The organism is Bilifractor porci (genome assembly GCF_009696005.1).
In the GTDB taxonomy this organism is placed as follows: Bacteria; Bacillota; Clostridia; order Lachnospirales; family Lachnospiraceae; genus Bilifractor; species Bilifractor porci.
Genome location: NZ_VUMV01000001.1, coordinates 140049 through 163370, shown reverse-complemented (window position 1 = coordinate 163370; position 23322 = coordinate 140049). Strand labels below are relative to the sequence as shown.

General features: G+C 52.9%; 19 protein-coding genes and 1 tRNA gene. 18 read left to right on the top strand and 2 right to left on the bottom strand.

Features of this window, described 5'->3' with window-relative positions:
- Positions 1-47 precede the first annotated feature (47 nt).
- The 18 genes from FYJ60_RS00730 (at position 48) to FYJ60_RS00645 (ending at position 19574) form a co-directional block, all read left to right on the top strand.
- On the top strand, positions 48-935 hold the full coding sequence (locus FYJ60_RS00730; RefSeq protein WP_154456677.1) for a sulfide/dihydroorotate dehydrogenase-like FAD/NAD-binding protein: 888 nt from the start codon (positions 48-50) through the stop codon (positions 933-935).
- Between the two features lie 17 nt (positions 936-952).
- Positions 953-2338, top strand: a complete 1386-nt coding sequence (gene gltA / locus FYJ60_RS00725) for an NADPH-dependent glutamate synthase (protein ID WP_235903273.1) — start codon at positions 953-955, stop codon at positions 2336-2338.
- Positions 2339-2636: 298 nt separating this feature from the next.
- On the top strand, positions 2637-3116 hold the full coding sequence (gene rlmH / locus FYJ60_RS00720) for a 23S rRNA (pseudouridine(1915)-N(3))-methyltransferase RlmH (protein WP_154456675.1): 480 nt from the start codon (positions 2637-2639) through the stop codon (positions 3114-3116).
- 119 nt (positions 3117-3235) lie between these two features.
- Entirely contained in the window at positions 3236-3778 is a 543-nt protein-coding gene (locus tag FYJ60_RS00715) for a DUF2284 domain-containing protein (RefSeq protein WP_154456674.1), read from the top strand.
- Between the two features lie 15 nt (positions 3779-3793).
- Complete coding sequence (locus FYJ60_RS00710; RefSeq protein ID WP_154456673.1) at positions 3794-4804, top strand: PhoH family protein; 1011 nt, start codon at positions 3794-3796, stop codon at positions 4802-4804.
- Between the two features lie 9 nt (positions 4805-4813).
- Positions 4814-5326, top strand: coding sequence for an rRNA maturation RNase YbeY (gene ybeY, locus FYJ60_RS00705; RefSeq protein ID WP_154456672.1), 513 nt, complete (start codon positions 4814-4816; stop codon positions 5324-5326).
- Positions 5327-5336: 10 nt separating this feature from the next.
- Positions 5337-6197, top strand: a complete 861-nt coding sequence (proB, locus tag FYJ60_RS00700) for a glutamate 5-kinase (protein ID WP_154456671.1) — start codon at positions 5337-5339, stop codon at positions 6195-6197.
- A gap of 132 nt (positions 6198-6329) precedes the next feature.
- Complete coding sequence (locus FYJ60_RS00695; RefSeq protein ID WP_154456670.1) at positions 6330-6911, top strand: 5-formyltetrahydrofolate cyclo-ligase; 582 nt, start codon at positions 6330-6332, stop codon at positions 6909-6911.
- A 13-nt stretch (positions 6912-6924) separates the two neighbouring features.
- Positions 6925-8370 carry a tRNA (N6-isopentenyl adenosine(37)-C2)-methylthiotransferase MiaB gene (gene miaB, locus FYJ60_RS00690; protein WP_154456669.1) on the top strand — a complete coding sequence of 482 codons (1446 nt, stop codon included), beginning with the start codon at positions 6925-6927 and terminating at the stop codon, positions 8368-8370.
- A gap of 59 nt (positions 8371-8429) precedes the next feature.
- Entirely contained in the window at positions 8430-11069 is a 2640-nt protein-coding gene (gene mutS, locus FYJ60_RS00685) for a DNA mismatch repair protein MutS (protein ID WP_154456668.1), read from the top strand.
- Positions 11066-13147, top strand: a complete 2082-nt coding sequence (gene mutL, locus FYJ60_RS00680) for a DNA mismatch repair endonuclease MutL (RefSeq protein WP_330579062.1) — start codon at positions 11066-11068, stop codon at positions 13145-13147. The genes mutS and mutL overlap by 4 nt, the downstream gene beginning before the upstream one ends.
- A gap of 7 nt (positions 13148-13154) precedes the next feature.
- Positions 13155-14114, top strand: a complete 960-nt coding sequence (miaA, locus tag FYJ60_RS00675; RefSeq protein WP_154456666.1) for a tRNA (adenosine(37)-N6)-dimethylallyltransferase MiaA — start codon at positions 13155-13157, stop codon at positions 14112-14114.
- Between the two features lie 122 nt (positions 14115-14236).
- The gene (locus tag FYJ60_RS00670) at positions 14237-15547 is read left to right on the top strand and encodes a methionine gamma-lyase family protein (RefSeq protein WP_154456665.1); all 1311 of its coding nucleotides are present in this window, start codon (positions 14237-14239) and stop codon (positions 15545-15547) included.
- Positions 15544-16761 carry an aminoacetone oxidase family FAD-binding enzyme gene (locus tag FYJ60_RS00665; protein WP_154456664.1) on the top strand — a complete coding sequence of 406 codons (1218 nt, stop codon included), beginning with the start codon at positions 15544-15546 and terminating at the stop codon, positions 16759-16761. The genes FYJ60_RS00670 and FYJ60_RS00665 overlap by 4 nt, the downstream gene beginning before the upstream one ends.
- Positions 16762-16788: 27 nt before the next feature.
- On the top strand, positions 16789-16926 hold the full coding sequence (locus tag FYJ60_RS00660; RefSeq protein WP_154456663.1) for a hypothetical protein: 138 nt from the start codon (positions 16789-16791) through the stop codon (positions 16924-16926).
- 76 nt (positions 16927-17002) lie between these two features.
- Positions 17003-17530, top strand: a complete 528-nt coding sequence (locus FYJ60_RS00655; RefSeq protein WP_154456662.1) for a phosphatase PAP2 family protein — start codon at positions 17003-17005, stop codon at positions 17528-17530.
- Positions 17531-17741: 211 nt separating this feature from the next.
- On the top strand, positions 17742-19394 hold the full coding sequence (locus FYJ60_RS00650; RefSeq protein ID WP_154456661.1) for an NAD(P)/FAD-dependent oxidoreductase: 1653 nt from the start codon (positions 17742-17744) through the stop codon (positions 19392-19394).
- 105 nt (positions 19395-19499) lie between these two features.
- Positions 19500-19574, top strand: a tRNA-Pro gene (locus FYJ60_RS00645).
- Positions 19575-19751: 177 nt separating this feature from the next.
- Here FYJ60_RS00645 and FYJ60_RS00640 read toward each other — a convergent pair.
- Together FYJ60_RS00640 and FYJ60_RS00635 are read right to left on the bottom strand one after the other, a co-directional pair.
- Complete coding sequence (locus tag FYJ60_RS00640; RefSeq protein ID WP_154456660.1) at positions 19752-21560, bottom strand: ABC transporter ATP-binding protein; 1809 nt, start codon at positions 21558-21560, stop codon at positions 19752-19754.
- 2 nt (positions 21561-21562) lie between these two features.
- Positions 21563-23314, bottom strand: coding sequence for an ABC transporter ATP-binding protein (locus tag FYJ60_RS00635; RefSeq protein WP_154456659.1), 1752 nt, complete (start codon positions 23312-23314; stop codon positions 21563-21565).
- Positions 23315-23322: the final 8 nt, after the last annotated feature.

The window sequence follows — 23322 nt, the reverse complement described above, 5'->3', positions numbered from 1 at the left end:
TCCGGGCAGTGTGGCAAAACTATATACTAAAGGAGAGGAGAAGCAGCATGTACAAGATTTTGTATGCGGACAAATTGTCTGAGAACATCTACCGCATGGTGGTGGATGCTCCGATGGTCGCAAGGCACTGCGAACCGGGCCAGTTCATTATCGCGAAGGCGTATGAGGAGGGGGAAAGAATTCCTCTTACGATCTGCGATTTTGACCGGGAGAAGGGAACCGTCACGATTGTTTTTCAGCCGATCGGCGTTTCCACCATCGAAATGGCGAAACTGAAGACCGGGGATGCCTTTGAAGATTTTGTCGGCCCGCTGGGAAGGCCTTCGGATTTGATCGACACGCCGGTGGAAGAGCTGAAAAAGAAAAAAATTATTTTCATTGCCGGAGGCGTCGGCACAGCCCCTGTTTATCCGCAGGTAAAGTGGCTCCATGAGAGGGGCATCACCGCGGATGTCATTATCGGGGCAAAGACCAAAGACCTGGTCATCATGGAAAAGGAGTTCAAGGAGGTCTGCAATCTTTACATCACGACTGACGACGGCTCCTACCAGAGAAAGGGCATGGTAACGCAGTGCCTGCAGGATCTGATTGAAAAAGAAGGAAAAACCTACGATCACTGTGTGGCCATCGGACCAATGATTATGATGAAGTTTGTCGTAAAGATGACAAAGTCCTACAACATCCCGACTGTTGTCAGCATGAACCCGATTATGGTGGACGGAACCGGAATGTGCGGCGCGTGCCGTCTCCAGGTGGGAGATGAAATTAAATTTGCCTGCGTGGACGGACCGGAATTTGACGGTTTCCTGGTGGATTTCGACCAGGCAATGAAACGCATGACAATGTATAAGACAGAGGAAGGGCGTGCGCTGCTCGCGTTAAAGGAGGGCAAGACGCATCACGGCGGCTGCGGTATGTGCGGAGGTGATCAGTAATGGCGGCAGATCCTAAAATGTTAGTAAAAGTACCTGTTCGTGAGCAGGATCCGAAGGTCCGTGCCACAAATTTTGACGAGGTTTGCTACGGATACAACGCGGAAGAGGCGATGGAGGAATCCGAAAGATGCCTGCACTGCAAAAACGCGAAGTGCATCCAGGGATGTCCCGTTAGCATCAATATTCCTGAATTTATCGCAGCGATCAAGAAAAAAGACTTTAAGGAGGCTTATAACGTCATCAGTGAGTCCAGTGCGCTCCCGGCGGTGTGCGGCCGTGTATGCCCGCAGGAAAGCCAGTGCGAGGGACAGTGTATCCGTGGAATCAAGGGTGAGCCGGTATCCATCGGAAAACTGGAGCGCTTTACGGCGGACTGGGCAAGGGAACAGGGGATCCGTCCGGAACCTGCCAAGGAGAAAAACGGACACAAGGTTGCCGTGATCGGCGCCGGCCCTTCCGGCTTGACCTGTGCGGGTGACCTTGCGAGAATGGGCTATGATGTGACGATTTTTGAAGCCCTGCACAAAGCAGGCGGAGTCCTTTCCTATGGAATTCCCGAATTCCGTCTTCCGAAGTCCGCAGTTGTTGACCAGGAAGTGGAGAACGTGAAAAACCTGGGTGTAAAAATTGAGACCAATGTCATCATCGGAAAATCCATCACCGTGGATGAGCTTCTCACAAAGGAAGGGTTTGAAGCGGTATTCATCGGATCCGGCGCTGGACTTCCCATGTTTATGCATATTCCGGGAGAAAATGCCAACGGCGTATTTTCCGCCAACGAGTTTCTTACCAGGAACAACCTGATGAAGGCGTACCGGGAAGACTATGACACACCGATTCACTGCGGAAAAAAGGTAGCAGTCGTCGGAGGCGGAAATGTTGCCATGGACGCCGCCAGGACCGCCCTGCGTCTTGGCGCGGAGGTGCATATCATCTACCGCAGAAGCGAGGAAGAGCTTCCTGCCAGAAAGGAAGAAGTTCACCACGCGAAGGAAGAAGGAATCCAGTTCGACCTGCTCTGCAATCCTGTGGAAATCCATGTGGACGAGAACGGCTGGGTCAAGGGAATCCGCTGCATCCGGATGGAGCTTGGAGAGCCCGATGCATCCGGAAGAAGGCGTCCGGTACCGATCGAGGGTTCGGAATTTGACATGGATGTGGACACCGTGATTATGTCCCTGGGAACATCACCGAACCCGCTGATTTCCTCCACAACCATCGGGCTGGATGTAAACAAGCGGAAGTGCATTATCGCCAATGAAGAAGACGGACAGACATCCAAGACCGGTGTGTTTGCCGGAGGAGATGCCGTGACCGGGGCAGCTACCGTAATCCTTGCCATGGGAGCAGGAAAAGCAGCTGCGAAGGGGATTGACTCTTTTATTCGCAGCAAAGGTAACTGAGTACAGTGCTGAGAGGCTGCTGCTTTGTGCGTAATATGAATATTCTTCCGGAAACCGCTTGCGCTCTGTCCTCGCGCAGCGGTGCTAATCTCCCTGCGGCGCTCAGGCTTGCAGGGAGAAAGGACCGGCGCTGCGGATGTTTCCTTCAGAATATTCATATTTTACGCGTAGAAAGCGGCAGCCTTCTTTGTGCGTAATATGAAATATTCTTCCGGAAACCGCTTGTAGAACATTCCTATTTTACGCGTAGAAAGCGGCAGCTGTCTTTAGACCGCGGCGGAACGAGGAGAAACGGGTTATGAAAGTCACAATTCTCTGTGTGGGAAAAGTCAAGGAGCGTTATCTGACGGACGGGATCCGTGAATACGCGAAGCGTCTGTCTGCCTGGTGCACACTGGATATTGTGGAGGTTGCGGACGAGAAGACGGTCGAAGGCGCTCCGGAGGCGGAGGAGGATGCGGTCAGGCGGAAGGAGGGGCAGAGGCTTCTTGCCAAAATCCCGGACCGTGCTTTTGTCATTACGCTGGAGATTGAAGGAGAGATGCCGGATTCGGTCGCGCTGTCGAAGAAGCTGCAGAAGCTGATGACAGGCGGAGTCAGCCATTTTGTGTTTGTGATCGGTGGTTCTCTGGGACTTTCTCCGGAGGTGCGGAAGCGGTCGGATTACGCCCTCAGCTTTTCCCGGATGACTTTTCCGCATCAGCTGATGCGCCTGATTCTGCTGGAACAGATCTACAGGAGCTTTAAGATTATGAACCACGAGCCGTATCACAAGTAAATACAAATGTTCTGCGGGCGTGGAGAAACAGAGACGATGAGTTATTTACTTTTTTTCTGTTATTGTGTTATGTCTCCAGAAAATTTTCAAGAACAGCAAAAGGGCGGGAAAGTACAGAAATGGACGAACAGAAAGTAATCGAACAGCTTCTGGCTGCGTATCCGGTTTATCAGTATGGGTTTTTTCAGAGTAAGGATCTGGATATTAACAGCAGGGTGCGTGAGATCTGCCAGACAGAGTGTGAGCGGTACGGGACCTCCTGGTCCTGCCCTCCGGCGGTCGGGACGGTGGAGGAATGCAGGGAGAAAATTGAAAAATTTCCGGAGGGGCTTCTGTTTTCCACGGTTGCGGAAGTCAAAAATATTCTGGACATGCAGGAGACGCTCTCCACGCGTTTTGCCCACGAGGAGATCACGGTTTCTGTGGAGCGTGAAATGCGGAAGAATGGCCTGGATGTCCTGACGCTGTCCAGCGAATCCTGCGCCATCTGTTCTTCCTGTGCCTACCCCGGAGCGCCGTGCCGCCATCCGGACCGGATGCATCCGTGCATCGAGAGCCACGGCATTGTGGTGTCCAGCCTTGTGGAAAAGCTGAAAATGGATTATTATCTTGGAGAACAGACTCTGCTCTGGTTTTCGCTGATTCTGTTCAGAAAACGGTAGGGGAAGAACTTCGCCATGAATTCTGGAATTATTGAAGAACAGATCGAGCTGCCTGGAGAGCACGAACGAAATGTTTTCGGGCAGTTTGACCAGAACGTTAAAAAAATAGAGAGAACCCTTCAGGTTACTTTTGTCTCGCGGGACGGAAGCCTGAAAATTACAGGACCGGAGGGAAATGTCCGTCAGGCAAAGGAGTGCCTGGAACAGCTGGTCGAGCTCTCCCGCAAGGGAAATGAGATCACAGAGCAGAATGTCAACTACATCCTGTCCCTCGCCATGGAGCACAATACACAGGCAGTTGTGGAGCTGGACGGGGATTATATCTGCCATACCGTCAGCGGCCGTCCGGTCAAGCCTAAGACCCTGGGACAGAAGCGGTATGTAGACGCGATCCGACAGCACATGATTACCTTCGGCATCGGTCCCGCCGGCACGGGTAAAACCTATCTGGCCATGGCTATGGCGATTACCGCGTTCCGCAATGACGAGGTAAGCCGGATTATTCTGACCCGTCCGGCGATTGAGGCGGGGGAGAAGCTGGGCTTCCTTCCCGGTGACCTGCAGAGCAAGATAGATCCTTACCTGCGTCCTCTTTACGATGCGCTGCACCAGATTATGGGTGCAGAGGCTTTCCAGAAAAATATGGAAAAAGGACTGATTGAGGTGGCTCCCCTTGCCTATATGCGCGGGCGGACACTGGATAATGCCTACATTATTCTGGACGAGGCGCAGAACACAACGCCGGCGCAGATGAAAATGTTCTTGACTAGAATCGGCTTTGGGTCCAAGGTGATTGTGACCGGCGATATGACGCAGAAGGATCTGGGCGCGGGAACCGTCTCCGGTCTGGATGTCGCGGTCCGGGTGCTGAAGAAGGTGGAGGGCATTGCGTTCTGTGAGCTGACCAGCAGGGATGTCGTCCGTCATCCGCTGGTGCAGAAAATTGTTGAAGCCTACGAGGGGTATGAAAAAAAGGCACAGGCCCAGGCTGACAGGAAAAAGAAGCGCCGGAGAGGACGGCCCTGAGGTGATCAAATGACAGTAGAATTTAGTAACGAGCAGGCGGAAGAATTGGAGTTTGACCCCGAAGCCCTGGCGGAGCAGGTTGCCGCACAGGTCCTGGAGGATGAAAACTGTCCCTATGACGCGGTCCTCTCCCTGACGCTGGTGGACAATGAGGAAATCCGCCGTCTGAACCGCAGCTTCCGCAATCTGGACAGGGCGACCGACGTTCTTTCCTTTCCTATGGTCGGATGGGATTCCCCCTCGGACTTCTCCATGCTGGAGAACAGCCGGGAGGCGGAGGATGATTTTGACCCGGATTCCGGGCAGCTGCTTCTGGGAGACATTGTGATCTCTGTCGAACGGGCAAAGGAGCAGGCGCAGGAGTACGGCCACTCGCTGAAGAGAGAAATTGCATTTTTAATTGCGCACAGTGTCCTGCATCTCCTGGGATATGACCACATGACGGAGAAAGAAGCCTCTGTCATGGAAAAAAAGCAGGAAAATGCGCTGCAGGAACTGAATATTACCAGAGAGATGGAGTGAGGACCGCGGCATGGACGGCAGCAGACAAAGATTAAAAGACAAAAAGAAAATCGTCGTGAAGATCGGTTCCTCTTCCCTGCATCATCCGGAGACGGGCAAGCTGGATCTCCGGAAAATGGAAGTGCTGGTGCGCCAGCTCTGCGATCTGAAAAACCGCGGGAAGGATGTGATCCTTGTCTCTTCCGGAGCGATTATGGTGGGGAAAAACGCCCTGGGAATTAAAAAAAGGCTGGAGGATGTCAATGAAAAGCAGGCGTGCGCGTCTGTCGGCCAGGCCCGTCTGATGAGTATTTACCAGAAGCTTTTTTCGGAATACAATCAGATCTGCAGCCAGGTCCTTCTGACAAAAAACACCATGCTGGACGACCTGAACCGGTATAACGCGGTCAAGACCTTCCGTGAGCTTCTGGAATTCGGCGTGGTGCCGATTGTCAATGAAAATGACACGATTGCCACCTACGAGATTGATTCCATGTCGGTCTTTGGGGATAATGACCGTCTGTCTGCCGTTGTGGCCGCCCTTGTCAATGCGGACCTGCTGATCCTGATGTCGGATATCGACGGCCTTTACACAGACGATCCGCACCAGACCGACGATGCGGTTTTTATCGACTGTGTGGAGCATCTGGACCGGGAGCTGATGCAGATGGGAAAAAGCTCCACAGGCAGCAGCGTGGGAACCGGGGGAATGGCGACCAAGCTTTCCGCCGCGGATATCGCCATATCCAGCGGATGTGATATGGTGATTGCCAATGGGAATGACTTTCATAATATCGGCCGGATCTGTGACGGGGAGAAGGTAGGTACGCTTTTCCTGGCTGACCGGAAGGATGAATTCTATGTGCTGAACAAGCTGGAGCACATGGTGTAGAAAAGACCTTTCCCCGGAAGAAACAGAAAAATCCCATCGGGTGTGGAAACACTTGCTGCAGAGAGAATTTATTTTTTCCGGCATGTCCGGATGAGGTTGACACACGGGAACGCACAAAAAAGGAGAACAGCCATGTCAGAAGAAAAAAAGCAGCTCCGGAAACTGATTTTTGCCAGGCGAAAGGAAGCCTCGGACCAGGAAATTGAGGAGTGGAGCCGCATGTTATTCGGGCAGATTCGGGAGATGGATCTGTACAAAAACGCCAGGAGGGTCTTTGTCTACATGGATTACAACCACGAGGTGATGACCAGGGAATTTATCCGGGGCTGCTGGGAGGACGGAAAGGAAACCGCCGTTCCCAAGGTAAACGGAAAGGTCATCAATTTTTACAAAATTACAGACTTCCGGCAGACGGCTCCGGGCTGTATGGGGATCTATGAGCCGGCGGATAACGACGCCATCGGCTACCGGATGGCGGATCATCTGGCGGATGACTGGGAGGACGCCCTGTTTATTGTGCCGGGCGTTGCCTTTGATGTGAACAGGGACCGCTGCGGCTACGGCGGAGGCTACTATGACAAGTATCAGGAAATCCACAGGGAGCATCACACTATCGCTGTGTGCTTTGAATTCCAGATCGTTGACAGGGTGCCGGTGACAGAGTACGATATCAAGCCGAAGATGCTGGTAACCGAAAAAAGAGTGATCCGTTGACGCGAGAGGTTGTATGTTGAATTCAGAAATCAGGGAAAACAAAAATCCGGGTGCCGTTCCGGAAACAGAACCGGAACGGCAGTATTATTTTATCCGGGAATGCAGAAATATTGTAAAGAGAAAAGAAGAGGAGCTCGGACGTCCGCTGACGGCCTGCTGCGTTACGTTCGGCTGCCAGATGAATGCCAGGGACTCGGAAAAGCTCCGGGGGATTCTGGAGGAAATCGGATACCGGAACACGGACAAGGAGGAGGCCGACCTGGTTCTCTATAATACCTGCACGGTACGGGAGAATGCCAATACAAAGGTGTACGGCCGTCTGGGCTATCTGCATTCGCTGAAGGACAAAAATCCGCATATGATTATCGGCCTGTGCGGCTGCATGATGCAGGAGCAGCAGGTCGTAGACCGCCTCAGGAAGAGCTTTCGTTTTGTTGACCTGATTTTCGGAACCCACAACGTGTATAAGCTGGCGGAGCTGCTGTATCATGTCTTTGAGGATCAGGGCATGGTGGTGGATATTCTGCAGAAAACCGAGCAGGTGGTTGAAGAACTTCCCACGGACCGGAAATACTTTTTCAAATCCGGAGTCAATATCATGTACGGCTGCAATAACTTCTGCTCGTACTGCATCGTCCCCTATGTAAGAGGACGGGAGCACAGCCGGGACCCGGAGGAAATTCTCTGTGAGATCCGCAGTCTGGTCCGGGACGGTGTGCGGGAGGTTATGCTGCTGGGACAGAATGTCAATTCCTACGGGAAGGGACTTCCGGAGGACAAGTCCTGCAGTTTTGCGCGTCTCTTGGAGCAGATCGCGCAGATTGAGGGACTGGATCGTGTGCGCTTTATGACCTCGCACCCCAAGGATCTCTCGGATGATCTGATCGCCGTCATGGCAAAATACCCGAATATCTGCCGCCACCTCCACCTGCCGCTGCAGTCCGGCTCCACGGAGATCCTGAAGAAAATGAACCGCCGGTACACCAAGGACAGCTATCTTGCCCTGGTGGGCAGAATCCGGGAGGCAATGCCGGATATTTCTCTTACCACGGATATCATTGTCGGCTTTCCGGGAGAGACGGAGGAGGATTTTCAGGAAACCATGGATGTCGTGCGCCGCGTGCTGTTCGACAGTGCCTTTACGTTCCTCTATTCCAGGAGGAGCGGGACTCCGGCCGCGGATATGGAGCAGGTTCCGGAGAATGTGATGAAGGACCGGTTTGACCGGCTTCTTGCCCTGGTCCAGAAAACCGGCCGGGAGCAGACGGCGCGTTTTGAGGGAAGAACCATGGACGTGCTGGTGGAACAGGTGAATGAGCACGACACCTCCCTGGTGACCGGACGGCTGGACAACAACACGGTTGTCCATTTTCCGGGCACAGCGGATCTGATCGGGCAGATTGTTCCGGTACACCTGGATGTCTGCCAGGGATTTTATTACATGGGAACGAGAGTATGACAAAGAGTCCGGGCACGCGTGAGAGCTGCCCGGTTTTTATGAAAGAACAGGAGAGTTTTATGCCGGTTTCACCGATGATGCAGCATTACCTTGCGACAAAGGAGGAATATAAGGACTGTATTCTTTTTTACCGCCTGGGCGATTTTTACGAGATGTTTTTTGATGACGCGAAAACGGTCTCGGAGGAACTGGAGCTTACGCTTACCGGAAAAGACTGCGGGATGGAGGAGCGCGCGCCGATGTGCGGGATTCCCTATCATGCCGCGGATACCTATATTACCAGGCTGATTGAAAAGGGACACAAGGTTGCCATCTGTGAGCAGATGGAGGACCCGAAGCTGGCAAAGGGAATTGTCAAACGCGAGGTGATCCGCGTGGTAACCCCCGGAACCATTATCAGCCAGGAAGAGCTGGATGAGACAAGAAACAATTACCTGATGTGTATTGTAGACCTGTCGGACCGGTACGGGCTGTCTGTCGCGGACATTTCTACCGGACAGTGCCTGGTGTCCGAGACGGACGGAGTTCCCCGCCTGATGGATGAGATCCAGAAATTCAGGCCGTCGGAGATCATCTGCAACCAGGCGCTTCTGGTTTCCGGCCTGGATATGGACGACATACGGGGAAGGCAGCATATCGCCGTATCCGCACTGGATGATTATTATTTCGATGATGAGGCGTGCAGCAGGATTCTCACAAAGCATTTCCACACCTCTTCCCTGGCCGGGCTGGGAGTCGCGGATTTTTCCTGCGGCGTGATCGCCGCCGGGGCGCTGTTCCAGTATCTGTACGAGACGCAGAAAAACAATATGGACCAGATGACCGCGCTGACGCCTTATTTTTCCGACCGGTACATGCTGATTGACAGCTCCAGCCGCAGAAACCTGGAGCTGGTGGAAACCCTGCGGGAAAAGCAGAAAAAGGGCTCCCTTCTGGGCGTCCTGGACCGGACAAAAACAGCCATGGGAGCCAGAATGCTGCGCAGCATGATCGAGCAGCCCCTGATCCAGCCGACAGCCATCGAGGACAGGCTGACAGCCGTGGAAGAGCTGACGGAGGCACCGATGAACCGGGATGAAATCCGGGAGTACCTGCAGCCGGTCTATGACCTGGAACGACTGGCCAGCCGGATTACCTACCAGTCCGCCAATCCCAGAGATCTGATGGCGTTTAAGACCTCTCTCCAGATGCTTCCTTTTATCCGGCAGCTGCTCTCGGATTTTCAGGGAACGCTTCTGAAGAACATCAGAGAGGACATGGATCCGCTGGAGGATCTGTTTCAACTGGTGGAAGATTCCATCCAGGAGGATCCGCCTCTGGCGATGAAGGAAGGCGGGATCATCCGGGACGGCTACAACGAGATGGTGGACCAGTACCGCGCCGCTCGGAAGAACGGAAAACAGTGGCTGTCCGATCTGGAGCAGGAGGAACGCGAGAAAACAGGGATCCGCACCCTGCGGGTCAAGTACAACAAGGTTTTCGGTTACTGTATCGAGGTGACCAATTCTTTTAAGGATCAGGTTCCGAACTACTACACAAGAAGACAGACACTGGCCGGCGCGGAGAGATACACCACAGACAGGCTCAAGGAGATTGAACAGTCCATCCTGGGAGCGGAGGAGCATCTTTACGGCCTGGAGTATCAGCTGTTCAGTGAGGTGCGTGATAAAATTGCGGAAAATGTAGCGAGAATCCAGAAAACCGCACAGGCGGTTGCGGCGCTGGATGTTTTCTGCTCCCTGTCCTATGTGGCAGAGCATAACCGGTATGTCCGGCCAAAGCTGAACAGTAAGGGGAGGATCGACATTAAAGAGGGTCGTCACCCGGTTGTCGAGCAGATGATGAAAAATGACATGTTCATCTCCAACAATACCTATCTGGATCAGAAGGACAAGCGGGTGGCTATTATCACCGGGCCGAACATGGCCGGTAAATCAACCTATATGCGCCAGACCGCGCTGATTGTTCTGATGGCGCAGATCGGTTCCTTTGTCCCGGCTGAATCGGCGGACATCGGCATCGTGGACCGGATTTTTACCAGAGTAGGAGCCTCGGATGATCTGGCCAGCGGGCAGAGTACCTTTATGGTGGAGATGACTGAGGTTGCGAACATCCTCCGGAACGCCACCTCCAACAGCCTTCTGATTCTGGATGAGATCGGCAGAGGCACCAGCACTTTCGACGGGCTGGCTATTGCCTGGGCGGTCATTGAATATGTGTCCGATCCGAAAAAGCTTGGCGCAAAGACGCTGTTCGCCACCCATTACCACGAGCTGACCGAGCTGGAGGGCAAGCTTCCGGGCGTGAATAATTACTGCATTGCGGTCAAGGAAAAAGGTGACGGCATTGTATTCCTGCGCAAAATCGTCCGGGGAGGCGCGGACAAGAGCTACGGCATTCAGGTGGCGCGGCTGGCCGGCGTTCCGGAACCTGTGCTTCAGCGGGCAGATGAGCTGGTCAGACAGCTCTCCGACGCAGACATCACGGCAGCCGTGAAGAATATGACGGACAAAAAAGTGAAGAAGGAAAAGAAAAAGCTGTACGATACTGTGGATATGCAGCAGATGAGCCTGTTTGACGCCAATGACAATGAAAAAATCATCAACGAGCTGAAGGAGCTGGATATTTCCTCCATGACGCCCCTGCAGGCTCTGAATATGCTGAACCATCTGCAGAGTGAGGTGAAAAACCGCTGGTGATCGAATTACTGGATAAAACAACCATAGATAAAATTGCCGCCGGAGAGGTGGTGGAGCGCCCGGCCTCTGTGGTCAAGGAGCTTACGGAGAACGCGATTGACGCATCCTCGACGGCCATTACCATAGAAATCAAGGACGGGGGAAACAGCTTCATACGGATCACGGACAATGGCGGAGGCATCCCGGCGGACCAGGTCCGGAAGGCTTTCATGAGGCATGCCACCAGCAAAATCCGGACGGTGGATGACCTGGTGCAGATCGCCACGCTGGGGTTTCGCGGAGAAGCCCTCTCCAGCATATCCGCCGTTGCGCGTGTGGAGTGCATTACCAAGACGCCGGAGGCTTTGACAGGCGTGCGGTATTGGGTAGAGGGCGGAAAAGAAATCGAATTCGAGGAGATCGGCGCACCCTCAGGCACAACCATGATTGTCAGGAATCTTTTCTTCAACACGCCCGCCCGGGCAAAATTTTTGAAATCCGGGATGACAGAGGGAAACCATGTCGCCCATGTGGTGGAGGAACTGGCGCTTTCCCACCCGGAGATCTCTTTCAAGTTTCTCTCCAACGGCCAGAGCCGGCTGTATACCAGCGGAAACGGAAACCTGAAGGAAATCATCTATCAGATCTTCGGCAGGGACCTGACACGGGAGCTGATCCCGGTGGATAAAAAGACAGAGCTTATGTCCATTCACGGGTTTATCGGCAATCCGGGCGCGGCAAGAGCAAACCGGAATTTTGAAAACTATTTTGTAAACGGCCGTTTTGTAAAGGACAGAATTCTGGGAAAGGCCATAGAGGACGCTTATCACGGATTTCTGATGCAGCACCGTTTCCCGTTTACACTCCTGTACATCCGGATTGACGGGACAAAGGTCGATGTGAACGTCCATCCCTCCAAGATGGAGGTGCGCTTTTCCTCCCAGGAAGAAATCTACCATACCCTCTGCCTGGCGCTTCAGAACGCGCTGATGCAGAGGGAGCGGATCCCGCAGGTTCCGCTGAAGGAGGAGCATCGGACCGCAGAAAAAACGCCGGGCTTCCCGGAAAAAAAGACTCCGGAACCGGAGCCCTTCGAGCAGGTCCGCAGGACCCGGCTGGCAGCCGCTGCCGTACAAGACGGGAGGGAAAACTATCAGGGAAATCCGGAGACGGCGAAGCTTCCGGAAGCAGACAGGGAAACAGACAAGTTTGGCGGACACACCTCCGGTGTTTCCTCCGCTTTTTCGCAGAATCTTTCTGATTTGCATGCGGGATCCGAAAGGAATCCGATAACATCTGATTTTCGCGCACAGACAGAAAGAAATCCGGGAGATTCCGAGGAAGCCGTAACACAGAGCGGAAAATCCGCCTTAGCAGGAAACCTCACCCCGGAGGAAATTCTGCACTATGGGAAACGGAATCCGGCAGAATACCAGAAGAGCGGCTTTTCCGGTGGAAGTTCCGGAACTGTGGGAAAACAGCTGAGTCTTTTCCAGGAGGACAAAGTGCTGTCCGAACAGTCCAGGAAGATGTACCGCCTGATCGGGCAGGTGTTTGATACCTACTGGCTCTTTGAGTTCAAAGACGCCCTGTACATCATGGATCAGCATGCGGCTCATGAAAAAGTCATGTATGAGCGGATGATGAAAAATTACAGGGAGAAAAAAATCCAGTCGCAGATGCTGTTTCCGGCCATTGTCCTGGATCTGAGCGCCGCGGAGGCGGAGCTGCTCCGGAATCATCTGGATGCTTTTGCGGAGATGGGATTTGAGGCAGAGCCCTTCGGGGGAAACACCTTCAAAATTTCCGCGGTTCCCGCAAACCTGTATTCCGTCGCGTCCGTAGATCTTTTTACGGAAATTCTGGGACAGCTGGGAGAGGTGGGAGACCTGTCCCCCAGGCTGATTCCGGAGAAGCTGGCGTCTATGTCCTGCAAGGCTGCCGTGAAGGGCGACCATAAGCTGTCTGTCCAGGAGGCGGACGCTCTTCTGGATGAACTTCTGACACTGGAAAACCCGTACAACTGTCCGCACGGAAGGCCGACGATCATATCCATCAGCCGGTATGAGATGGATAAAAAATTCAAACGGATTATCTGAGAGAAAAATGAACGATCAAGAGAAAAAACAGCCGCTGCTGGTGCTGGCGGGTCCGACCGCGGTCGGAAAAACCGAACTGTCGCTGCGGCTGGCAGAGGAATTAAACGGTGCCGTCATTTCCGCGGATTCCATGCAGGTCTACCGGACCATGGATATCGGTTCCGCTAAAATTATGCCGGAGGAACGAAGAGGCATCCCGCATTATCTGATCGATGTTCTGGAACCGGAAGAGGATTTTAATGTTTTCCGGTTTCAGCAGATGGCAGGGGAGGCCATAGCGGAAATCCGGGAGAAGGGAATGATTCCCATTCTGACAGGAGGAACCGGCTTTTATATTCAGGCGGTTCTGAAGGATATCGACTTTACGGAAAATGAGGATCACCAGGAAATACGAAGGCAGTTGGAAGCGATGGCACAGGAACAGGGGCCGGAGGCGGTCTATCGGGAACTGCAGAAGTCAGACCCGGACGCCGCGGCGGAAATTCATCCGAACAACGTGAAGCGGGTGATACGCGCCATTGAATACTGCCGGATGACCGGGAAGCCGATCTCAAAGCACAATAAGGAACAGAGAGCCAGAAGATCCGCGTATCATTCCGCGCTCTTTGTCCTGACCGATGAACGGCAGAGGCTTTATGAACAGATCAACCGCCGCGTTGACCGGATGATGGAGAACGGCCTTGTCGAAGAAGTCCGCGGTCTGATCGGACGCGGACTTACCGAGGACCATATTTCCATGAAGGGAATCGGCTACCGGGAGCTTTTTCCGTACTTTCGCGGCGAGATCTCCATGGAACAGGCGGTCGAGAATATCAAAAAAGATACCAGGCATTTTGCCAAGCGGCAGATTACCTGGTTCAAAAGGGAAGAGGACGCCATCTGGGTAAACAAAAAGGATTTCGGATATGACGAAGAAAAAATTCTTGCTTATCTGCTGAAGACATGGAGAGAGCTTCCGGAAGACTGAACCGGGTTATGACTCCGCGCTCAACCCATGTATCGTTTCCGGAGCGAAAGCTTACAGTCTTCAGGCAGCCCGCAAGATTCTGCTCCGAACTTGGATCTATGCAATAAAAGAGGCACAAGGGAATGGAAGAAAGATCAGAAGAAATGTTGGATATGTATAAAAGTCTCGGAATTTCCGGAGACGTTTTTTCCTTCGGGGAAGATGTCGCAAAGGAGCTTGCTCCACGCTTCGCGGAAATCGACCGGGTTGCGGAATTCAACCAGTTAAAGGTAATCCGCGGGATGCAACAGAACCGTGTCAGCGAGGCATGCCTGTATCCGTCTACCGGCTACGGCTATAATGATCTGGGGCGAGATACGCTGGAGAAAGTTTACGCCACTGTTTTCGGTACGGAAGACGCGCTTGTCCGTCCGCTGATTGCCTGCGGGACACACGCGCTGGGAACAGCTCTCGCGGGGAACCTGCGCCCCGGAGACGAGCTCCTCTCCCCGGTCGGGAAACCATATGATACTCTGGAGGAAGTCATCGGCATCCGTCCGTCGCGCGGATCTCTGGCAGAGTACGGAATCAGCTACAACCAGGTGGATCTGCTTCCGGGGAGCAGATTTGACTTTGAGGGGATCCGGGAGGCACTGAGCCATAAAAATCTGAAGCTGGTGACGATCCAGCGGTCGAAAGGATACCAGACCAGGAAAACATTCTCCGTACAGGAAATCGGGGAGCTGATCCGTTTTATCAAGGGAATCCGCCCGGATGTGATCTGCATGGTGGACAACTGCTACGGAGAGTTTGTGGAAACCAGAGAGCCGTCCGAGGTCGGCGCGGATCTGATGGTCGGATCCCTGATCAAAAATCCGGGCGGCGGGCTTGCGCCGATCGGCGGATATATTGCCGGAAAAAAGGAATACGTGGAAAATGCCGCTTACCGGCTGACAACGCCGGGACTTGGAAAGGAAGTCGGCCCCTCGCTTGGCGTGAATCCGGCCTTTTACCAGGGCTTCTTCCTTGCCCCGACCGTTACCGCTTCTGCCCTGAAGGGAGCGGTCTTTGCCGCCAGCCTGTACGAAAAACTTGGCTTTGACGTTGTTCCTTCCGGATCGGAGGACCGCCACGATATTATTCAGGCAATCACCTTCGGAAAACCGGAGGGCGTCATCGCGTTCTGTCAGGGGATCCAGGCAGCGGCACCGGTAGACAGTTATGTGAAGCCGGAGCCATGGCCGATGCCCGGTTATGACTCCGATGTCATCATGGCGGCAGGCGCCTTTGTGCAGGGGTCCTCCATTGAACTTTCCGCCGACGGGCCGATCAAGCCTCCATATGCGGTTTATTTCCAGGGAGGACTTACCTGGCCCAGCGCGAAGCTTGGAATCCTGATGAGCCTGCAGAAGCTGAAGGAAGCAGGGATGGTCTCTCTGCGGGAGGTATCTTGAACAGAGTCATTATCATCGGTGCGGGGGCTTCCGGACTTATGGCCGCAATCTGCGCGGCGCGGTCGCATGCCTCTGTCACCGTTCTGGAACACAACGATAAACCCGGAAGAAAGCTGCTTGCGTCCGGGAACGGAAAGTGCAATCTGACCAATCTTCGCGTGGGAATCGAAAATTATCACACGGAAGATCCGGAATTGATCCGCAGATGCCTGAGCCGCTTTCCGGTTTCAGAAACGCTGCGTTTTTTCCGGGAACTGGGGCTGCAGTTCCGTGACCGGGACGGGTGGATCTATCCTTCGTCCGACCAGTCGTCCGCTGTTCTTCAGGTTCTTCTGATGGAGGCGCAGCACCTTCACGTGAAGATCAAGACACAGGAGGAGGTGACCGGGATTCAAAAGGAGGCGGACGGAAGCTTTCAGGTTAGTACCGAGACATGGCATTATCCGGCGGACAGAGTGATTCTCTCCTGCGGAAGCCCGGCCTCCGCCGTCCGGGGATCTTCCGATACGGCGCAGAGAATCGGCCAGTCCCTGGGGCTTGCGACGTTACCTTTTCTTCCTTCCCTGGTTCCGCTGAAAATCCGGGAGCCATTTTCTTCCAAATGGGGCGGATGCCGGGTGCATGCGGCCATTTCCCTGCTGGTTGACGGGAAAGAGGTTTCCTCCGACTGCGGAGAAATTCAGCTGACGGAGTCAGGAATTTCAGGTATCCCGGTTTTTCAGGTCAGCCATGACGCGGTTCTGGGACTTGCGAAGAAGAAAAAAACAGAGGCGGTTTTGAATTTCTGGCCGGACGGCGGGACAGAAGGACTTTTGGACACTCTGCGCGAGGTGAGGAAGAACAGCCCTTGGAAAACGGAGGAACAGCTTCTTGCCGGCCTGCTGCCGGACAAGCTGATCCCTGTTCTTACCGGAATCTGCAAAAAGAAAAGAGGAAGCTCCCCGGATCTTCTTCGCAGTCTGGCGGTCCTTGTCTGCCACTTTCCCGTGACAATCGCGGGTTCCGCGGGTATTCGCCAGGCACAGGTGTGTTCCGGCGGAATATCGACGAAGGAGTTGACGGACGATCTTATGTGCAGACGCATCCCCGGACTCTATGTAACAGGTGAAGCGCTGAACGTTGACGGGCTATGCGGGGGAAACTGTCTCCAGCTCTGTTGGAGTACGGGCTGTATTGCAGGCTGCAGCGCGGCAGCCTCTCTCCACAATTCATAACCCCACAAAAAGACATATCATAAAAATATGGAAAAAAATAAGGGAGAAGAGGATAACAATCCAGCAATCCCAATCCCTGGCCGACCTATTTTATCTGAAAGGGAGCTGATTTTTGATAAGGAAAGTGATTTTTTAGAAGTTTTACAGAATGTTTACATAAATTAACTTGCGATCTTTACCTGTTCTGGGTTATCCTTTTTCTAACCTGTAAGATTATCCGAAAGAAAGGAGTGACTCAGACATGAACAGGGAAGCCAGTATTCTCCTTTGGATACAGAATTTTTTTAGAAAAGACCGCTGGACTGCATTCTGGAAAAAGATTACGGCGCTGTGTAATTTCGGCTGGTTCTGGATAGCGGCGACTCTTTTATGCATATCTCTGCGGCAGACCCGTACAGCAGGAGTGCATGCTGCTGTCGCGCTTGGGCTGAGCTCCTTTATCGCAAATGTCATATTAAAGCCGCTGGTTCACAGACCACGTCCCTATGACGCACAGGAGGAACTGATCTCACTGCTTCCTCCACAGAAGGATCTGGCCTTTCCTTCCGGACACACCTGCGCTTCTTTTACCTGTGCTTTTATCTATCTGTGGTTTTTCCCGTTTTATATCGGGATTCCCATGATCATTCTGGCTGCGCTGATTGCTTTTTCCCGGATTTATCTGGGGGTTCATTATCCCAGTGATGTCCTGGCCGGAATTCTGATTGCATTGGGTACGGACTTGACAGTTGTAAGGCTGGTACCGGCGCTGCTGATGAGACTCCGCTGAGAACAAGATGTCGCCCGCACAGATAGAAAGCAGGCTTAACAAATTTGTGCCGGCAATCCTGTAAGGAAATTACGAGCACAAAAAATGAAGACTGCAGTACCGCTCCGCAGCAAGGTGGTATTGCAGTTTTTGTATGGAAAGACTTATAATCGTGTTCTGAGCCGGAATAGTTTATTGACAATAGCAGAACATTAGGAGAAGAACATTAAATATGATTCGGATTTCACAGATAAAAATGCCGGTCGGACACAGCAGACAGCAGTTAGAAAATAAGATTCGCCGCATTTTGTCTGTTCACGGGAATGAAGAAATCCGGTGGACAATCGTCCGAAAATCCATTGATGCCAGAAGAAAAGATCATCTGCAATATATCTACACCGTTGAAGTCCTGGTTTCTGATGAGAAAAAAACGATTGAGGGAGCAGAAAAAAGGGACAGAAACAGAAAAAGTTACGGGGTTGTTCTGTCTCTTGCCAGACCGGAGACTTATTCCTTTCCGGCACCGGGCAAAAAAGAACTCGCTCATCGCCCAGTCATTGTCGGGAGCGGACCGGCAGGACTGTTCTGTGGATGGATGCTGGCACAGCATGGTTACAGGCCCTTAATTCTGGAACAGGGAGACCGTGCAGAAAGCCGGAAAGAAAAGGTAAATCAGTTCTGGGAGAGCGGAAAGCTGGATCCGGACTGCAATGTGCAGTTCGGAGAGGGCGGCGCAGGTACTTTTTCGGATGGAAAACTGAATACAGGCGTGAAGGATAAAAATAACAGGAACCAGGAAGTCTTGAATATTTTTGTGCGCTGCGGCGGTCCGGAAGAAATCCTTTATGATGCCAGGCCGCATCTGGGCACAGATCATCTTGTGAATATTGTCAGTTCCATGCGGAAGCAGATTGAAGAATGGGGCGGTGAGGTTCGGTTCCGGGCAAGAATGACGGAGCTCCTCTGGAAAAAAAGAGAAGAAGGGTCTGTCCTGACCGGAATCAAACTGTCCGGAGGCGAAATCATCGAGACGGATCTCTGTATTCTGGCCTGCGGACACAGTGCAAGGGAGACCTTTCGAATGTTGACAGCTCTTCCGGTTCTTCTGGAACCGAAATCATTCGCGGTAGGGCTTAGAATCGAACATCCACAAAAAATGATAAATGACTGCCAGTACGGACCGGATGCGCCGGAAGAGCTTGGCGCGGCTCCCTACAAGCTGGCACAGACCCTGCCGAATGGAAGAGGTGTTTATTCTTTCTGTATGTGTCCCGGCGGGTATGTGGTCAACGCGGCATCCGAACCGGAAAAGATAGCGGTAAATGGGATGAGTTATCATGGCCGGGATTCGGAAAACGCCAACAGCGCCCTGGTGGTATCGGTTCATCCGGAGGACTTTTCCGCTTTTCATAAGGCGGGAGAACCATCTGTTCTGGACGGAATTGCCTTTCAGAGGGCGATGGAAGCAGCTGCGTTCCGGCAGGGCCAGGGGGTGGTGCCTGTCCAGCGGCTGGAGGATTTCAGGAAAAATCGCGTCGGCGGGATTGGAACCGTAAGACCTGTCCATAAAGGCGGATGGAACTGCGCAAATTTACGCCCGGTTCTTCCGGACTATCTTGCCGCTTCACTGGAAGAGGGGGTAGAGGCATTTGACCGGAAAATCCATGGGTTCTCTATGGACGACGCGCTTTTCTCCGGGGTGGAATCCAGAACCTCCTCACCCATTCGGATTACCAGGGATCCGCATAACTTCCAGAGCAGCCTGAAAGGGCTTTATCCCTGCGGAGAGGGCGCCGGATACGCAGGAGGAATTACATCCGCGGCCATGGACGGTATACGGATTGCTGAGGCCATAGCGGCAGAATACGCGCCATTTCAGAAATAACGGATGTATCCATAAAAAACAGCTTGCATTCATACCCCGTTCTATGTATAATATTCAAGTGTCCGCGAGAGAAAGTTCTCTCAGGATTAATGAATATCTTCTTATCGGGGTATGGCTCAGTTTGGCTAGAGCGCACGGCTGGGGGCCGTGAGGTCGCAAGTTCGAATCTTGTTACCCCGATTTTTTGTGCAGAAAACCTGCGTGCCGCTTTCGGGCTGCACGCAGGTTTTTCACTACCCTTTGAATGGTTCTTTTGGGCTTTTCTTGCTTCTTTCTTTACGCCCGGTTTTCTTTTACTGTCTGTATTTTTTCCCTGCTTTTTGTTTTTTCCATTTGTTTTTTCTCCCGTCAGCGGTTTCAGCTCCGCTCAAACTGTGCTGTATACAGTTTTTTGTAGAATCCGTTCTTTCTCAGCAGTTCCTCATGATTTCCCTGTTCGATGATGTGTCCGTCCCGCATGACAAGTATCTCGTCGGCCTCCCGGATGGTGGAAAGACGGTGCGCCACCACAAAGCTTGTCCTGCCTTTCATCATATCGTCAAAGGCCTTCTGAATCCGGATCTCGGTCAGTGTGTCGATGGAGGAGGTGGCCTCATCCAGAATCAGGATCGGGGGCAGATGCAGCATGACTCTGGCGATGCAGAGCAGCTGTTTCTGTCCGGCAGAGAGGTTTCCGCCGTTTTCTTCGATTTCCGTGTCATACCCCTTCGGCATACGCATGATAAAGCTGTGTGCGTATGCTTTTTTTGCGGCTGCTATAATTTCTTCGTCCGTGGCATCCGGTCTCCCGTAGGAGATATTTTCCCTAACCGTTCCGGCCTTCAGCCAGGTGTCCTGCAGCACCATTCCATAATTATCCCTGAGGCTCATTCGTTTGATATGCCGGATGTCGGTTCCGTCTACGGAAATGCTGCCGCTGTTCACATCGTAAAAGCGCATCAGAAGATTGATCAGCGTAGTTTTTCCGCAGCCGGTAGGTCCGACAATAGCGATTCGTTTTCCCGGCTGTACGCGGATGTTCAAGTTTTCAATCAGCGGCTTATCCGGTACATAGGAAAAGGCGACATGATCCAGTGTAACTTCTCCCCTGGCATGTGGGATAACGACGGCATCGCTGTCGTCGGCGGGTTCGCCGGCGGTATCAAGCAGTTCAAATACACGTGCCGCAGAGGCGACAGAGTTCTGAAATTCCGTCAGAACCCCGGTGATATCGTTAAACGGCTGGCTGTACTGCTTGACGTAGCTCAGGAAGCTGGTCAGCTCGCCGATTGTCATGACAGCTCCGCCGAAGGGAGAGAGGAAGCACAGCAGACAGCCTGCAAGCGCTACTCCGTCGTAAATCAGGGCATTCAGAAACCGGGTAGAGGGGTTGGTCAGAGAGGAGAAAAAGGTCGCCTTCAGGCTGTACCCGGAGAGCTCCCTGTTTCGTTTCGCAAATTCCTCCATAGATTCCTGTTCGTGCCCGAAGGTCTGGACAACCTTCAGGTTGCCAAGCATTTCGTTTGTCAGGTCGGTCACATCACCCCTTGCGGCTGACTGCTTTTTGAAGTAGGTAAAGGCGTGCGTAGAGACAAACCTGGCGATCAGGAAGGACAGCGGCGTGAACACCACGACAATCAGGGTTGCCAGCGGCTGGAGGGACGCCATAAAAATAATGGTGCCGATAATGGTGATGACACCGGTAAACAGCTGGGTAAAACCCAGCAGAAGTCCGTCTGAAAGCTGCTCCACATCTGTAATCACCCTGCTCAAAAGGTCTCCGGCGGAGTTCGCGTCGAGATAGGAGAGCGGTACGTCATGAATATGGTGAAAGGTCTGTACACGAAGATCCCGGACGATACGGTAGGTGATTTTATTGTTGACATGATTCATAATCCACTGCGCGGCAGCCGTCAGGCAGATGCAGAAGATAATTTTTTTCAATATCCGCAGGAGGGCGGGGAAGTCCACCTGTCCTTTGCCGACAATCACATCCACGCCGTCTCCGATATAGATCGGCACAAGCAGCTGCAGCGCCACGGAAATAACGGCCAGCGCAAGCGAGAGAATTACCATCGGAAGATACGGACGTATGCAGAGAAGAATTCTGTGTATGGTCGATTTTTTCCGCTCTTTTTTCCGGGATTCTTCGGTCTGTTTTTTTTCGATGGGATTCTGTTCTTTCATATTCAGTCATCTCCCTTCCGGTCAGCCTGGATTTCTTCCGCTGTCATCTGTGATTCACAGATTTCCTGATATTCCCTGCAGGTATTCAGAAGTTCCCGATGGGTACCATGGCCGACAAGCTTTCCGTCGTCCATCACCAGGATCTGATCCGCGCTTCGGACGGTGCTGACGCGCTGGGAAACCAGGATAACGGTTCTTTTTCCCATCTGAGAGCGGATTGCCTTTCGGAGAGCGGCATCTGTGGCAAAATCCAGGGCGGAGGCGCTGTCGTCCAGAATCAGGATATCCGGCCTTCGCACCACCGCGCGGGCAATGGTAAGCCTCTGTTTCTGGCCGCCGGAGAGGTTCCGCCCCTCCTGTTCGATCATCAGGTCCAGACCGTCCCCTTTGCTGTCTACAAATTCTTTGGCCTGCGCGATGTCTATCGCCTCATAAATCTCTTGGTCGGAAGCGTCTTTCTGTCCCCACTTCATATTTTCCCGGAGGGTGCCGTGGAACAGGACGGCTTTTTGCGGAACAACGCCGATGTGGCTTCTTAAATCCTTTTCCCTGATGGTGCGTACATCTGTACCGTTCAGGGAGACACTGCCGGAATCGGCATCGTAAAACCGGGGAATCAGATTGACAATCGTGCTTTTTCCGGATCCGGTTCCCCCGATAATGCCGAGGGTGGAACCGGCATCCGCGTGAAAGGTGATATCGCAGAGTGCGGGCTCCGCGTCTTTTTCATAGTGGAAGAGCACATGGCTGAAGTCGATGGAAGCGCCTCCTGTTTCTGATTCCGGGAAACCGGCAGTTCCATCTTTCCGGCCGTTGACGACGCGGAAAACGTCGTCCACTCTGCGGGCGGAAGCCATGGCGCGGGAGAGCAGGATGATCAGGTTGGCCAGCTTGATCAGTTCTACCAGAATCTGAGACATGTAGTTTACCTGGGCAATGATTTTTCCCTGGGTCAGAGCTCCGGCATAAACCTGCTGCCCGCCGAGCCAGAGGATGGCGACGATTCCGAGGTTGATCACCACATAGGTGAGGGGATTCAGAAGAGCGGATATTTTCCCGACAAAGATCTGTCTGTCATACAGACCGGAGGCTTCCTCATCAAAAGTCTTTTTTTCGCTTTCCTGCCGGTTAAACGCGCGGACGACGCGGACGCCCAGAAGATTTTCGCGAGTCGAGCGCATGATGGCGTCCAGCTGCTTCTGGACTTTCCGGTACAGCGGCATAGTAATCAAAAGAATGGCAAAGACGATCACAAACAGAAGAGGAATGGCGACAACAAAGGTCATGGCGGTATGCGGATCCACGGTAAAGGCCATGATCATCGCCCCGAATACAACAAAGGGAGAGCGCAGAAAGAGCCGCAGGAACATGTTGACACCGTTCTGGACTGTATTGATATCACTGGTCATCCGGGTGATCAGGGTCGAAGTTCCAAGCCCGTCGATCTGTCTCCAGGAGAGTGTCTGGATATGGGCAAACAGGTCGTCCCGCATCATCTGCGCGGTATGCGTAGCGACCTTGGCGGAAAAATACTGGGCGATAATGGAAAAAACCAGTCCGCAGGCGGCCAGCACAAGAAGCAGTATGCTCATCCGTATCAGGTAGGACACATCTTTCCCGGAAACACCCCGGTCAATCATATTGGCCACAACGATGGGGACAAACAGCTCGAAAGTTGCCTCCAGCATTTTGAACAGGGGCGCCAGAATGGATTCCAGCAGGTGGACTTTCATATAAGAAAACAGTCGTTTCATTTGAACCC